Source organism: Halothiobacillus sp. (genome assembly GCF_027346185.1).
GTDB lineage: Bacteria > Pseudomonadota > Gammaproteobacteria > Halothiobacillales > Halothiobacillaceae > Halothiobacillus.
The window spans coordinates 17721-31689 of sequence record NZ_DAIESY010000093.1 but is presented as its reverse complement, the minus strand read 5'-3'; the positions used below and the strand labels follow the sequence as shown (position 1 = coordinate 31689).

General features: G+C 58.2%; 14 protein-coding genes. 8 read left to right on the top strand and 6 right to left on the bottom strand.

Going from position 1 to position 13969, the window contains the following annotated elements:
• The 4 genes from M7R55_RS07065 to M7R55_RS07050 all read left to right on the top strand — a co-directional run.
• The coding region (locus M7R55_RS07065; protein WP_298219715.1) for a beta-ketoacyl-ACP synthase at positions 1-789 on the top strand (789 nt) is incomplete at its 5' end.
• Positions 786-1670 (top strand): beta-ketoacyl synthase chain length factor, encoded by an 885-nt coding sequence (locus M7R55_RS07060; RefSeq protein ID WP_298219714.1) that lies wholly within the window; start codon positions 786-788, stop codon positions 1668-1670. The genes M7R55_RS07065 and M7R55_RS07060, both read left to right, overlap by 4 nt.
• Complete coding sequence (gene fabG / locus M7R55_RS07055; RefSeq protein ID WP_298219717.1) at positions 1664-2389, top strand: 3-oxoacyl-ACP reductase FabG; 726 nt, start codon at positions 1664-1666, stop codon at positions 2387-2389. Before M7R55_RS07060 ends, fabG begins: the two co-directional genes overlap by 7 nt.
• Positions 2386-3078 (top strand): polysaccharide deacetylase family protein, encoded by a 693-nt coding sequence (locus M7R55_RS07050; RefSeq protein WP_298219713.1) that lies wholly within the window; start codon positions 2386-2388, stop codon positions 3076-3078. The genes fabG and M7R55_RS07050 overlap by 4 nt, the downstream gene beginning before the upstream one ends.
• A gap of 172 nt (positions 3079-3250) precedes the next feature.
• Here the strand turns inward: M7R55_RS07050 and M7R55_RS07045 are convergent, their stop codons facing one another.
• The 6 genes from M7R55_RS07045 to M7R55_RS07020 all read right to left on the bottom strand — a co-directional run bounded on the left by M7R55_RS07045 (position 3251) and on the right by M7R55_RS07020 (position 8915).
• On the bottom strand, positions 3251-4900 hold the full coding sequence (locus M7R55_RS07045) for a 2OG-Fe(II) oxygenase (RefSeq protein ID WP_298219712.1): 1650 nt from the start codon (positions 4898-4900) through the stop codon (positions 3251-3253).
• A complete protein-coding gene (gene murJ, locus M7R55_RS07040) occupies positions 4890-6455 on the bottom strand; it encodes a murein biosynthesis integral membrane protein MurJ (RefSeq protein ID WP_298219716.1) in 1566 nt (521 codons plus the stop codon). The genes M7R55_RS07045 and murJ overlap by 11 nt, the downstream gene beginning before the upstream one ends.
• A 28-nt stretch (positions 6456-6483) precedes the next feature.
• Positions 6484-7635 (bottom strand): succinyl-diaminopimelate desuccinylase, encoded by a 1152-nt coding sequence (gene dapE, locus M7R55_RS07035; RefSeq protein WP_298219711.1) that lies wholly within the window; start codon positions 7633-7635, stop codon positions 6484-6486.
• A complete protein-coding gene (locus M7R55_RS07030; RefSeq protein WP_298219710.1) occupies positions 7632-8003 on the bottom strand; it encodes an ArsC family reductase in 372 nt (123 codons plus the stop codon). The genes dapE and M7R55_RS07030 overlap by 4 nt, the downstream gene beginning before the upstream one ends.
• Before the next feature lie 234 nt (positions 8004-8237).
• Positions 8238-8417 (bottom strand): hypothetical protein, encoded by a 180-nt coding sequence (locus M7R55_RS07025; RefSeq protein ID WP_298219709.1) that lies wholly within the window; start codon positions 8415-8417, stop codon positions 8238-8240.
• A 51-nt stretch (positions 8418-8468) separates the two neighbouring features.
• Complete coding sequence (locus tag M7R55_RS07020; RefSeq protein WP_298219708.1) at positions 8469-8915, bottom strand: Lrp/AsnC family transcriptional regulator; 447 nt, start codon at positions 8913-8915, stop codon at positions 8469-8471.
• 367 nt (positions 8916-9282) lie between these two features.
• On the opposite strand from M7R55_RS07020, the gene dctP reads away from it, so the two are divergent.
• The 4 genes from dctP to M7R55_RS07000 all read left to right on the top strand — a co-directional run bounded on the left by dctP (position 9283) and on the right by M7R55_RS07000 (position 13946).
• On the top strand, positions 9283-10374 hold the full coding sequence (gene dctP / locus M7R55_RS07015) for a TRAP transporter substrate-binding protein DctP (protein ID WP_298219707.1): 1092 nt from the start codon (positions 9283-9285) through the stop codon (positions 10372-10374).
• Between the two features lie 118 nt (positions 10375-10492).
• On the top strand, positions 10493-10984 hold the full coding sequence (locus M7R55_RS07010; RefSeq protein WP_298219706.1) for a TRAP transporter small permease subunit: 492 nt from the start codon (positions 10493-10495) through the stop codon (positions 10982-10984).
• An 8-nt stretch (positions 10985-10992) separates the two neighbouring features.
• On the top strand, positions 10993-12309 hold the full coding sequence (locus M7R55_RS07005) for a TRAP transporter large permease subunit (protein WP_366881164.1): 1317 nt from the start codon (positions 10993-10995) through the stop codon (positions 12307-12309).
• A gap of 38 nt (positions 12310-12347) precedes the next feature.
• Positions 12348-13946 (top strand): gamma-glutamyltransferase family protein, encoded by a 1599-nt coding sequence (locus tag M7R55_RS07000; protein WP_298219704.1) that lies wholly within the window; start codon positions 12348-12350, stop codon positions 13944-13946.
• Positions 13947-13969 lie beyond the last annotated feature (23 nt).

Genomic DNA, 13969 nt, shown 5'->3' with positions numbered 1-13969 from the left:
CATGAGCTATCGTCCGCGCCCGAATTCGTTCGCCAATATTTTGAGCTGACCGGCCCCGTGCTCTCGATTTCGACGGCCTGCTCCTCCAGCGCCAAGGTGTTTGCCAGCGGTTGGCGGATGCTGCAATCGGGCCTGTGCGATGCCGTGATCGCCGGCGGCGTGGACAGCCTGTGCCTGACGACGCTCTATGGATTTTCCTCGCTCGAACTCGTCGCCAACGAGCCCTGCCGCCCGGCGGACACTCATCGTGGCGGTATTTCGATTGGCGAGTCCGCCGGATTCGCATTGCTGGAGCGACGGCCACAGGCACCCGAAGCGGCGTTAGGCTTGCTCGGTTACGGCGAAAGCGTGGACGCGCATCACATGTCCACGCCCCATCCCGAAGGGCTGGGCGCGGAACTGGCGATGCAGCGTGCGCTCGACCGCGCGGGTCTCGCCGCCCGCGACATCGACTACATCAACCTGCACGGCACGGCTTCGCGCACCAACGACAGCGCCGAGGACAAAGCCGTCAGCCGCCTGTTCGGCAGCGATGTGCCGTGCAGTTCCACCAAAGGCTGGACGGGCCACACGCTGGGCGCGGCCGGCATTACCGAGGCCATAATCGGGTTGCTGTGCATCGAACATGGCCTGATTCCCGGCAGCCTGCACACCCGGCAGATTGATCCTGAATTTACCAGCCGCATCGTGCTCGACAACGAAACCCGTCCGGTGCGCCGCGTGTTGAGCAATTCATTCGGCTTTGGCGGCAACAATGCCAGCCTGATCATGGGGCAACTCGACACATGAACCACCCGTCCGACGCGATTTCTTCACTCAAGCCGGTTTATCTCGACGGCATCGGCGTATTCGGCCCCGGCATCGCCGACTGGTCGCAGGCCCGTGCCGTGCTGAACGGCAGCGCAGCGTTCGACCTCGACGCCGATGTACCGCCATTCAACGTTGCTGATCTGCCCGGCACCGAACGCCGCCGCGCGGGGAAGTCGGTGAAACTCGCCGTCGATCTGGCCGCACAGGCCGTGCACGCCGCCCGGATCGATCCGGCGCAACCCGCCGCCGTGTTCGCTTCCACCAGCGGAGATACCAACGTGCTGACGGATATCTGCGCCGCGCTCGCCACCGATGACCGACTTATTTCGCCGATGCGTTTTCACAATTCCGTGCATAACGCCGCTTCCGGCTACTGGACCATCGCCCAGAGCAATCGCCAACCCACCACGGCGGTGGCCCTGCATAACCTGACTGCGAGCGCCGGCTTACTTGAGGCGGCCATTCAGGTCGTGAGCGAACAGATACCCGTGCTGCTGGTGATTTACGATATCCCCTTCCCGCCGCCGCTCGATGCCGCCGAACCGATCGCAACCTTATTCGGCATGAGTTTTCTGCTTCGGCCAGAGCGAACCGAACACAGCGTTGCCCAGCTCGCGCTCTCACTCACGGCAGCCAGCGAGTCACCCGTTGATACGCTGTCCGATCCGGCACTGGAAGCCCTGCGCACCGGTGTCGCCGCCGCGCGCACCTTGCCCCTGCTGGCTGCGCTGGCAATCGAGCGGAACGAAGCTACGAACATAACGCACACTGTCACGCTCGATTACGTCGCGCCACGTGTGCTGACGCTGGATGTCACTGCCATCACGGACGCCGTCGATAGCATGAGGAATGCATCATGAAACGCGCTCTGGTCACCGGCGGTAGCGGTGCCATCGGTGCGGCCATTTGTGAACGCCTTGCCGCCGAAGGGCTTGAGGTTCTGGTGCATGCCAACAGCGGCATCGCCCGGGCCGAAGCCGTCGTGGCGCGCATTCAGGCAGCGGGGGGAACGGCGCGCGCCGTCTGTTTCGATCTTTCCGACTTTGCCGCGACCGATCGGGCCATCGCCGAACTGATGGACGACGATCACCCCATTCAGGTCCTCGTGAACAACGCGGGCATCCACGACGATGCGCCGCTCGCGGGCATGTCCGCCGAGCGTTGGCATCGCGTCGTCGATATTTCGCTCAACGGGTTTTATCACGTCACCCACCCCCTATTGCTGCCGATGATCCGCACCCGGTGGGGCCGCATCATCAACATCAGCTCCATTGCAGGCGTGATGGGCAACCGCGGGCAGGTAAACTATGCCGCTGCCAAGGCTGGGTTGATCGGCGCCACCAAGGCACTGGCACAGGAATGTGCCTCGCGGGGCGTACTTGTCAATGCGATTGCCCCCGGCATCATCGAGTCACCCATGATCGAATCGGCATTTACGCCGGAGCAGATTCGCCAGTTCGTGCCAATGGCTCGGGCGGGCAAACCGATTGAGGTCGCCGATCTCGTGGCTTTTCTTGCCTCTGATCGCGCCGCGTACATCACCGGCCAGGTCATTGGCATCAATGGCGGCATGGCATGACACCTCAAAAACCCGCTCCCACGCCCCGTGCGTTCATGCTGAGTTTTGATGATGGCCCGTTGCCGGGGAAAACCGATGCGGTGCTGGATGTGCTGAGCCGGTTTCGCGGCGAGGACGACGAACCGCTGCGCGCCGGGTTTTTCATGGTCGGCGATGCGCCGGAGCGCTTTCTGGCCGGGCGACGCTATTTCGCCCCATATGAACTGTGGTGGCGCAAAGGCAGCATGCGCCGCCACCCCGAACTGGTGGCACGCGCGTTGGCCGAGGGTCATATCATCGGCAATCACACGGTGCATCACGTCTGGGCGCGCTGGCCCGCCTACCGCCATATGGATGCTGTGCGCGAAGAAATCCAAGGCTGGGAAGCACACGCCGAGGCAGCCGGCTGGAATGCCGCAACCGCCCCGCGACTGTTCCGTGCCCCATACCTGCTGCACACCCCGACCATGACCGCCGCCGCGACCGAACTCGGCTACCGGATCGTCGGCGGGCAGACCGTGGGTGATGCGACGCCCGGCAATGGACTGCGTGCCGTCGAACAGCAGATCCGCCACATCCTGAACACGCCGGATACACAGCCTGCATTGCTTATTTTCCATGACATCCGTCCCGTCACCGCTCACCATCTGGGCACGATCCTCGAACGTTTGCAGCACGATGGGCACGGCCTGCGGCATTTCTCAGTTTAGAAGCCTGCCGGACTTAAGGAATCGAAAAACCCTTCCATGGGATTTTTCGAGGTACCCTCAAGTATCGGGTCTAACTCGGCAAATCCCCCCAGCCCTCTTTTTTTCAAAAGGAGCGTCAGCGCTTTTTTGTACGAGTGCGCCCCCCCTTTGAAAAAGGGGGAATGAGGGGGATTTATTTAGCCGGATCGATTTTCCCCATCACGCTGGCGTTGCAGCGGAACCAGCCTGCAATGCTGGCGCGGGGTTTATGGGTGGGGAGCACCTCGTGGGGTATCTGCTCACTCATGAAGACGACGAGCTTGCCCATTTGCGGCGTAATCACCGCCAACTTTTCATCGGAATCTTCCTTGTAAATCACTAGCTCGCCGCCCCACTCGGCCTGCCAGTCCGGGTTCAGATACAGTACGGTCGTGACCATCCGGCTTGCCCGCCCGCGGAAGCTGTCGAGATGCTTTTTATAGAAGCCGCCTTCCTTATAGAGCGCGAAATGGCATTCGTATTCGAACAAGCCCAGAAACAGGCTGCGATTGAGTTGCAACTGAAGCTCGGCCATCTGGTCGAGATAGGCTTTCTGCGCCGCCGTGTGCCCGTCGAGCCATTTGATCTCGTCGCGGCGAATCGATGAATTGATTTGATGAATCGCCCCACGCCCCACACCGGCGCGCTCCAGATGGCCTTGCGTATCGTGATACTCGGCTTCATCCAGCAGGGCCTGGCAGAGCGAATCGGTCACGGCGTGGGGCCATTGATACCAACCATGTTCCACGAGGCCATCGACGAGCTGTTCGAACAGCACGGGCGTTAAGTTCAGGGTCATGCTCGACTCACAACAGAAAGGATTGAAGGAAATGGGCTGAAGATGCGGAGCGCCGTACGTCAGCGACGAGGCGCCAAGCTGATGGGGCTGTCCATCGGCCATGTCCTCTGACCGGCAATCGGCCAGAGCGGCCGCCAGGCTGGGGTAACGCGGTCGCCAATCCAGTTCGCGTTGAATCGCACTGGCGTCGATCCGTTTGGATTCGCTCAGGAACTCTCGGGCCATCGGCGAGGACTGCGCCAGCACATCCGCCAGCGGCAGACACGGCGGCGGCGGCAACTTGAAATGCGCCGCCGTGGCGAGAAACAGCTCCGTCATCGGGCGAGGATTGTTATCACTGATGTTGAACAGCCCTGCAACGGGTTTGCCCTGTTCCAGCCGGGCGATCAAGCGAGTGCAGATATCGGCCAGATCGTCGGCATGAATGCGATTGGACCAGGGTGACTCATCCAGGCACACAACCGGCACACCCGCGCGGATGCGCTCCAGTGGCAGGCGATTACAGGCGTAGATGCCGGTGATGCGCAACACGGTCAACGGGATGGATCGCGCACGGCACCAATCGTCGAAGCGGGCTTCGGCGTCCAGCCGGCGATGGCCTCGATCATGGGCGGGATTTGCCGGTGTCTGCTCGTCGATCCATTCCCCATGGTGATCGCCATACACCCCGGTGGTGCTGGCGTAGATCACGCCTTGCGGATGTTGTGCGGGCGGGATGGCCGCCAACCATCGGGCCACACGGGTATCGACAACGCCATCATTGGGCGGCGGGGCGAAATACAGCCAGATGGCCTTTGGCGGCAACGTTGCGGGTGGTTCGTCCCGATCCAGATCAAAATTCAGTGCCGCCCATGCGGCTCGATGCCCGGCGGGCGGCGGGGCGAGATGGCGGGCGAGCGAGATGATCGGGTGGTCGGGACGCCGTTCGGCCACACGCCGGGCGATATCACCGTAACCGATGAGAACTAGCGGTAATGCCGTTGGAGAAAGTCGGTCAATTGGCATTTTTCAGATGCTGCCAGACACGACGCGGATGCAAGCCCGTCAACCACCCACTGGCGGCGTACACGAGCATGCCGCCCGCGATCAGTAAAAACAGCCAGACGATTCGAGTCAGCGCATGGGCGTGCGTCCACTGCGCCGCGTCGGGGCGCAGCCAGAGCAAGACCGCCGCCATCACGAGCGTGGCGGCCAGCACCTGGCGCAAGAATAACCATAAGGCCGGATCGGGTTTCCAGGCATCGCGTTTTTTCAGGAAATACGCCAGCAAGCCGAAATTGAGCCAGGCGGCCATCGCGGTGGTGAGCGCCAGGCCCGCATGGGCGGCATAACCGCCGAACAGGAACATCCATGGCAACACAATGATCGCCTTGAAAATTAAATTGGCGGCCACGGCGACCATGCCGATCTTGACCGGCGTTTTGGTGTCTTGCCGTGCATAGAAACCCGGCGCGAACATCTTGATCAGCAAAAAGGCGGGCAAACCCAGCGCATAGGCGGACATCGCCAGGGCAACCATGTGCGTGTCGAACGCGTTGAACGAGCCGTATTCGAACAGGGTTGCCAGCATCGGTTGCGCCAGCACCACCAGCCCCGCGCAGATCGGCAGCCCCAGCAGCACGGTGAATTTGATCGCCCAGTTGAGCGTACCGGAAAAATCACCGTGATCGGTGCGGCTGTAGGCGCGGGAGAGCTTGGGCAGAATCACCGTGGAAATCGCCACGCCGAACACGCCCAGTGGCAATTCCACCAGCCGATCGCTGTAGTACAGCCATGACACGCTACCCACCATCAGCATGGAGGCGAGGATGGTATCGACCAGCAGGTTGATCTGTGTGATCGAGGCACCGAACATCGCCGGGATCATCAGGCGGATGGTTTTGCGCACCCCCACGTGTCGACCGAATCGCGGGCGCGGTAACAAGCCCAGTCGAGCTAGAAAAGGCAGCAGGAAGAACAACTGCAGAATACCGGCAAAGAACACGCCCCAGGCCAGCGCCATCACCGGTTCCTTGAACCAGGGCGCGGCAACGAGGGTGGCGGCAATCAGCGAGATATTGAGCCAGATCGGTGCCAGCGCAGGCATGCCGAATCGGCCGAAGGCATTGAGCGTACTGGCGGCAAAAGCCGTCAGCGAGATGAAGAACAGATAGGGGAACGTGATCCAGAGCATGTGCGCCGCGAGCGCCCGTTGCGCCGGATCATCCGAAAAGCCCGGTGCAAAGACAGTAATGACCAGCGGCGCGGCACTGATGCCCAAGCCCACGACCACGATCAACACCGCCGCCAGCGTGCCGAACATATGATCGATAAAATCCTTGAGTTCCGCCCGGGTGTTCTTCTCCCGATATTCCGACAACACTGGCACGAACGCCTGCTGGAATGCGCCTTCGGCAAACAGGCGACGCAGGAAATTGGGGATCTTAAACACCACGAAAAACGCATCCGTGGCCGGGCTGGCACCAAAGACGCGCGCCAGCAGCATGTCGCGCACGAAACCGAGCACACGCGAAATCATCGTCATGCTGCTGATCAGCGCGGTGGAACGCAGTAAGCCCATGGCAGTCAGTGACCGGCGCGCGTAAGAATCACTGCGCCGCTGCCAGTTGGTGGAGCAGGTTCTCATAAATGCGCGACAAGTCGATTAGGTGCGCCGTAGGCACCTGCTCGTCGATCTGATGAATCGTCGCGTTCAATGGGCCGAGTTCGATCACCTCGGCACCGGTCGGGGCAATGAACCGGCCATCGGAGGTGCCGCCCGCCGTGGACGGCAACGGTTTGACGCTGGTCACAGAGGCCACAGCCGCTTCCACGGCATGGACGAACGTGCCCTGTTTCGTGAGGAAGGGTTGACCTGAAATCGACCAGTTCAAGGTATGTCGTAGTTGGTGTTTTTCCAGCAACGCTTCGATACGGGATTGAATTTTCTCCACGGTGCTTTCGGTATTGAAGCGCAGATTGAACTGCACCTGCAATTGACCAGGAATCACGTTGTTTGCGCCCGTCCCCGCATGGATATTGGCGATTTGCAGGGTAGACGGCGGGAAGTGTGCGTTGCCCTGATCCCATTCGATGGCCGCGAGTTCGGCCAGAAATGGCGCGGCACGGTGCACGGGGTTGTCGGCCAGATGCGGGTAGGCGACGTGGCCCTGTTTGCCGTGGATGACTAGATTACCCGTGATCGAACCGCGACGACCGATCTTGTATTCATCGCCCAGTCGCTCGCGGCTGGAGGGCTCGCCCACCAGACACCAGTCGATTTGCTCGTCGCGTTCGCTCAACCACTCGATGACCTTGACCGTGCCATCGACGGCCACGCCTTCTTCATCGCTGGTAATCAAAAAGGCCATGCGAAACGGCGGTTCTGGCGTCGTCTGCACAAAGCGCTCGATGGCCGTGATCATTGCCGCGATCGAGCCTTTCATATCCGCACTGCCGCGGCCGATCAGCACGTCATCGACGATATTCGCGGCAAACGGCGGCTGGCTCCAGGCCGAGGTATCGCCTGTCGGCACCACGTCGGTGTGACCGGCAAAACAGAACAACGGGCCGGATGATCCACGCACGGCCCAGAGATTATCGACCACGCCGAACGGCAAGGGCGTGATCGTAAAACCCACGGCCGTCAGGCGCTCCGCCAACAGCGGCTGACAGCCCGCATCTTCCGGCGTGACCGAAGCGCGGCGGATCAGATCCTGCGCCAGGGCAATGGTGGGGTCGGGATGAGGCGCGTCGTTCATGATGGCACCTTGTTGATGGTCGCTTGGGTGAGGGTGTGTTGCCATTGCTCGGGATCGAAACCGATCAAGGTGAATTGATCCGACACCAGAATCGGACGTTTGATTAGGCTGGGATTGCTCAAAGCGGCTGCGCGTGCAGTGGCTGTGGTCATCGCGTTACGTTCAGCTTCCGGCAAACGGCGCCAGCTCGAGCCACGACGGTTGATCACCGTTTCCCACCCGAACTCACCCAGCCAGCGATCCAGCAGGTCTTCTGGCACACCGGCCAACTTGTAATCATGGAACTGGTAATTCACGCCGTGATCGGTCAGCCAGACACGGGCTTTCTTCACGGTGTCGCATTGGGGAATTCCATATAAAGTCATCATGTTAATTATTGCGTCGGGTAAGTGATTCGTATTGGTCGGGGGAAAAAGCTGCTGAAATACTTATTTTAAGGAAGCTGCACGGGAATATCTGCGTTTGTACAGACTTTTCTTGAAAGAATCTCTGCCCGATTCCATCCATGGCTTTGTGGGTTTACACCCGCTTAATGCGAAGCGGGTGTAAACCCGCGGTCAAAAACGCAAAAGCCGGTACACGCCAGCCTTATGCTCAACATTTCAATGACTTTCGTCATTCAGCGGCAGGGCATCAATGCCCTGATCGGGAAGGTCTGCATTTGTGCAGACCTTCCTTAAAAACAGCAGCTCGGATTCAAGCGGCAACCAGACCACCAGCCCGAACAGTACAAGTGAGAGCAAGCCAAGAGTAAGCAAATGGTTCGATGAGGTATACCCCAATATCAGGCTCACATGATTTGGCAAACCCAAATCAGATGATAAGCCGAATCATCACAGGCGAGGGCCACCGCGGCGATTCTTGATTCGTTTAAGAAGTGTCAGGCTATCCACACTCAAAATATCCTCTCGACTGAACACCTGCTCTCGCACAAATTCATGCAACCGTTCGTAAGTATCTGTCAGGGCGTGCACATGCAGGCTCTTCATATCGCTCATGATATAGAGACTCACAATCTCAGGCTGATCCGCCAACTCATGGGCTACGCGCTCAATACCCTGCGGCGCGACCTTGATATCAAGGAAGGTTGAGACGGTCTTTCCCAATTTCTCCGGATTGATCACGGCGGTGAACTGCTCGATCATTCCATCTTCCTGCAGAGCATGAACACGATCGCGAGCATGAGCCCGCGTAACCCCCAGCCGTCGCGCAATTTCAGCAAAGGACATCCGCCCGTTCTTGATAAGCAAACTGACAATTTCAGTATCCAGGCGATTCATAAGGTCTCCAAACGACCTGTCATGGTGCTTACGCACGACAACAGGGCAACGCCATACAAAAACAATGCAAACCCATCAAAAGTACTGTATTCGCACGAACTAGCAGCCTTCCGACCATACAAATGAATTAATTTTGAAATTGTAGTTTACAAACGATTGATAGTCGAAAATTTTTCATGGATATTTTGTCCAGTACTACGCACCACAAAAAACGTATTACTGAGTCAAAATCCATTTATATCAATACAATTCAATAAGTTAAATAATAAATACCCTTTGGCACGACCTTTGCTTTAATAAATGGCATTCCCTACATTTGTAAACTGAACCTGTTTACACCGCCAACGTACCATCTGGAGTCACTAACATGAGCATGAAACGTCGAGACTTCCTGAAAACCACCGGTGTCCTGGCTGGTGGTGCATTAATGGCCCCCGCAATTGCGACAGCGGATTCCAATAAAACCTATAAACTGAAAATGACCTGCGCCTATCCTGCAGGTTCGCCTTTCTATAGCAGCGGCCCCGGTAGCGCGACCGATTTCTGCGAACGCGTAGAAGCCATGTCCGGTGGCCGCCTGAAAATCAAGTTTTATGCCGCGGGTGAATTGATCCCGGCGCTGGCCGGTTTCGATGCAGTACGCGAAGGCACCGTCGACATGAACTGGGGTAACTCGTACTTCTGGGCTGGCAAGTCATTTGCTGCGCAGTACTTCACCGCCGTTCCCTTCGGGATGGACGTTATGGCCGTCAACGCCTGGCTTTATGAAGGCGGTGGGCAGCAACTGTGGGACGAAGTGTACGAGCCGTTTGGCTTGAAGGCGCTGCCTGCCGGCAACACGGGCATGCAGATGACAGGCTGGTTCCGTAAGCCCATCGAATCCATCGAAGACTTCAAAGGCCTGCGCATGCGCATCCCCGGTCTGGCAGGCAAGGTATACGAACAGCTTGGCGTGAGTGTCAAACTGCTGCCTGGCGGTGAGATATTCCCTGCCCTGGAACGTGGGGTTATTGATGCTGCCGAATTTGTCGGCCCATACCTGGACCGACAAATGGGTCTGATGAACGGTGCCAAGTATTATTACACCCCGGGTTGGCACGAGCCTTCAAACGTTTCCGAACTCCTGATGAACAAGAAGATGTTCGAGTCGCTACCGAAAGATCTCCAGGCTGTCATCGAAAACGCGGCCATGGCCTGCAACCAAGTCAGTTTTGACTGGTGTAACTCAAGCAACACCGCCGCACTCAAGGATCTCGTGGACAATCACGGCGTGAAAATCATGCAACTCAAGCCTGAAATCATCCAAAAGCTGCGTGAAGTGACCTTCGACACCTTGGCAACACTAACCAGCAAAGATCCATTGGCCAAGAAGGTGAATGACCATTACTTCGCCTACAAAAAACAGGTGGATGTCTGGTTGAACCTCAGCGAAGCTGTGGTTTTAAACCAAAATCTGTGATTGGTTTCACACGGAGGAAGAGGCCTTGACAGAGCATAAGCCATCATCAGACAACGCGCGGACAGATATAGCCTTAACGAACCCTTTCGCTGCGAGCCTGTATCGATGGAGTCAACACTTGGACTGGCTCATTGAGAAAATCAGCCAGTCCGTCGCATGGCTCACCCTCGTCCTGGTATTGCTGGTGGCATTTGATGTCGGTGCCCGCTATCTGTTTCACCGCAGCTGGGTAGCAGAACAAGAACTGGAATGGCATGTTCTGGCTGTCATCGCCATGATGGCCGCAGCCTATACCCTGCAACAGGGTGAGCATGTACGGGTGGACATTTTCTACCAATATTACAGCCACAGGGTAAAAATATGGATGGATGCCCTGTTCCCGCTTCTTATCGTGATACCAGTCGGTTTTACCATCGCATTCATGTCCCTTCATTTCGTACAAATGTCTTTTGCGATTGGCGAAGGCTCGCCCGATCCAGGCGGTTTGCCTTATCAATGGATCATTAAAGCGTTTATTCCATTGGGATTCGTCCTCGTTTCACTACAAGGTGTCGTCATGACCATTCAGGCCTTTGCGCAAATTTTTCAAGATGACGGAGCAGAGAAATAATCATGGAGATGGAAGTGCTCGCAATCATCATGGTTTTTTCCTTGTTCGCGCTCATCCTGGTTGGCATTCCTGTGCCATTTGCCTTGGCTGTCAGCGGCTTAGTCTTTGGCCTGATCGGTTTTGGGTCGGACTTGTTCAACCTGTTACCGCTCCGCATTTTCGGAATCGTCAGTAACTACACCCTACTGGCGATCCCTTTGTTTGTTTTCATGGGCGTGCTGCTGGAAAAATCTCAGTTGGCCGAGCGCATGCTGGACGTCATCGGCCATGTTTCCGGGAAAAAATCCGGCGGCATGGCCATCGCCATTATCTTGATCGGCGTACTCATGGGTGCTTCAACCGGTATCGTCGCGGCCACAGTGGTCACGGTTGGCCTGATCACCCTGCCCACCCTGCTCCGGCGCGGTTACGATAAACGCATTGCCAGCGGCACGATCTGCGCTGCGGGAACCCTGGGGCAGATCATTCCACCCAGTCTGGTGCTCATCATCCTGTCGGATATTTCCGGCACCTCGGTTGGCTCCCTGTTCGCGGCAGCACTGATCCCGGGCCTGATGCTCGCAGGCATGTACCTTGTCTACATCGTAATTATGAGCAAGCTCAAGCCGAATTCCATGCCCCCCATCCCACAGGATGAGCGCGATGCCATGCCCATGGGGCAACTGATCAAGGACCTTGTCAAGGTCGTTCTCCCTCCGTTCGCGCTGATCTTTGCCGTCCTGGGCTCAATCATCGGCGGTGTCGCGGCACCCACCGAAGCCGCCGCGATGGGGGCTTTGGGTGCACTTATCGTCGTCGGCCTGTCCGGTCGACTCTCCTATACCGTCATGCGCGACACGGTGTACGACACATTCAAGATTACCGGCATGACCTTCTTTGTCCTGATTATGGCTCAAATCTTCAGCCTGAGCTTCCGGGGACTCGGCGGTGATGAACTCATCGACTCGTTGTTCGAATTCCTGCCGGGTGGTGTTTGGGGGCCCTTGATTTTCATGATGATTCTCCTGTTCCTGCTCGGATTCTTTCTGGACTGGATCGAGATTTCGTACATCGTGCTCCCACTCATGCTGCCGTTCTTCCATCACGCGGGTGTCGATATTGTCTGGCTAAGCATCTTGATCGCCATGAACCTGCAGACATCTTTCCTTACTCCGCCGTTTGGCTGGTCATTGTTTTATCTCAGAGGCGTTGCACCTAAAGAAATACTGACTCAGGACATTTATCTAGGTGTCATGCCCTACATCGGCATCCAGGTACTCGCACTGACACTTATTATCATCTTCCCGAGCATCGCCACCTGGCTGCCGGGCGTGGTGGGCTGGTAAAGTTCATGCCATCTTCACTCAAGATAAGGTAACCAATCATGTTGAAATCAACACTGGCCAGGCGCGGCATGGTGGTCGCACCGCACAGCCTTGCTGCCCAAGCCGGACTGGCCGTACTTCGGGAGGGCGGCAACGCCATTGAAGCAGCAGTGGCAATGGCCGCGGCACTGGCTGTGGTCTACCCGCACATGACCGGAATCGGTGGTGATGCGTTTTGGTTGATAAAGACACCGGGCAGTGATCCCGTCAGTATCGACGGTTCGGGCCGATTGGCCGGCGATCTCACTTCCTGCTTTTATCTCGAACAGGAATACGATGTCATTCCGACGCGTGGGCCACTGGCCGCCAACAGCGTGGCTGGCGCCGTATCGGCGTGGGACAAGGCGCTGGAATACAGCAAGCAGACGTGGCAGGGATGCTTGCCGTTAAGCCGCATTCTGGCCGACGCCATCGACTACGCGGAAAACGGCTACCCCGTCACCGGGTCGCAAGCCAGAACTACGCTCGAACGCACAGCCGAACTCAGCGTTCTGCCCGGATTTGCCGAGACATTCCTCAACAATGGCACGGCACGCCCCGTGGGTAGCACCGAACGCAATCCCGCGCTGGCCAGCACCCTCAAGCATCTGGCCGCAACATCTCCCGACGCGTTCTATCGCGGTGAAATCGGCACAGCCATCGCAGATGAGTTATTGCGTCTTGGCAGCCCGGTCCGCCAGAGCGACCTTCAACAGCACCAGGCTGATTACGTCACGCCACTGACCACCACCTTTGCCGGTGGCCGGTTGTACAACACTGCTCCGCCCACGCAGGGTCTGGCTTCGCTGATGATCCTGTCACTATTCGAACGGGCCGGCGGTCTGAATACCGAGCCGGACAGCCCCGAGTACATTCATCTTCTGGTCGAATCCACGAAGCTGGCTTTCCAGGTTCGGGATCGTTACGTCCGCGATCCACAGGACATGACCATCGCGGCCAGCGCGTTTCTTTCCGATGAACGGCTCGACGCCCTCGCCGCCAAAATCAGCCCGGACAGTGTGCTCCCTTGGCGAGGTCCCGGCGATATGGGCGACACCACCTGGTTCGGTGCCATCGACAGCGAAGGGCGCGCCGTCTCGGTCATCCAAAGCCTGTACCACGAGTACGGCAGCGGGATCGTGCTTCAGGACACCGGCATCGTGTGGCAGAACCGTGGCATCAGCTTCTCGCTGCAGCCGGACACCCCCCGCAGCATCGCACCGGGCCGCAAACCATTTCATACGCTGAATCCCGCCCTGGCCGAACTCAACGACGGACGGGTCATGGTCTACGGCAGCATGGGGGGAGACGGGCAACCGCAAACACAATCCGCCCTGCTCAGCCGGATCGCCGGTTACGGCATAGGATTGCAAGACGCCATCACCCGCCCGCGTTGGCTGCTGGGACGCACCTGGGGTAATCCGTCCACCTCGCTGAAGCTGGAAAGCCGTTTTGCGCCGGACGTATTCGAGACACTGCGCCGCTACGGGCATGATGTGGAAATCGTCAGCGCCTTCGACGAAATGATGGGGCACGCCGGCGCCATCAGCCGTGATCGTTCCGGGCTACTGGAAGGTGGATTCGATCCTCGAAGCGACGGCTGCGTAGCCGCTTATTGAGCCACTTTAATAAAACCGTCGCA

What these genes read in the sequence shown, in the direction of transcription:
- dctP (WP_298219707.1), top strand. Translation starts at nt 9,283, where the DNA reads ATGAGCATGAAACGTCGAGACTTCCTGAAAACCACCGGTGTCCTGGCT.
- M7R55_RS07005 (WP_366881164.1), top strand. Translation starts at nt 10,993, where the DNA reads ATGGAAGTGCTCGCAATCATCATGGTTTTTTCCTTGTTCGCGCTCATC.
- M7R55_RS07030 (WP_298219710.1), bottom strand. Translation starts at nt 8,003, where the DNA reads ATGATGACTTTATATGGAATTCCCCAATGCGACACCGTGAAGAAAGCC.
- dapE (WP_298219711.1), bottom strand. Translation starts at nt 7,635, where the DNA reads ATGAACGACGCGCCTCATCCCGACCCCACCATTGCCCTGGCGCAGGAT.
- murJ (WP_298219716.1), bottom strand. Translation starts at nt 6,455, where the DNA reads ATGGGCTTACTGCGTTCCACCGCGCTGATCAGCAGCATGACGATGATT.
- M7R55_RS07060 (WP_298219714.1), top strand. Translation starts at nt 786, where the DNA reads ATGAACCACCCGTCCGACGCGATTTCTTCACTCAAGCCGGTTTATCTC.
- M7R55_RS07050 (WP_298219713.1), top strand. Translation starts at nt 2,386, where the DNA reads ATGACACCTCAAAAACCCGCTCCCACGCCCCGTGCGTTCATGCTGAGT.
- M7R55_RS07000 (WP_298219704.1), top strand. Translation starts at nt 12,348, where the DNA reads ATGTTGAAATCAACACTGGCCAGGCGCGGCATGGTGGTCGCACCGCAC.
- M7R55_RS07045 (WP_298219712.1), bottom strand. Translation starts at nt 4,900, where the DNA reads ATGCCAATTGACCGACTTTCTCCAACGGCATTACCGCTAGTTCTCATC.
- M7R55_RS07020 (WP_298219708.1), bottom strand. Translation starts at nt 8,915, where the DNA reads ATGAATCGCCTGGATACTGAAATTGTCAGTTTGCTTATCAAGAACGGG.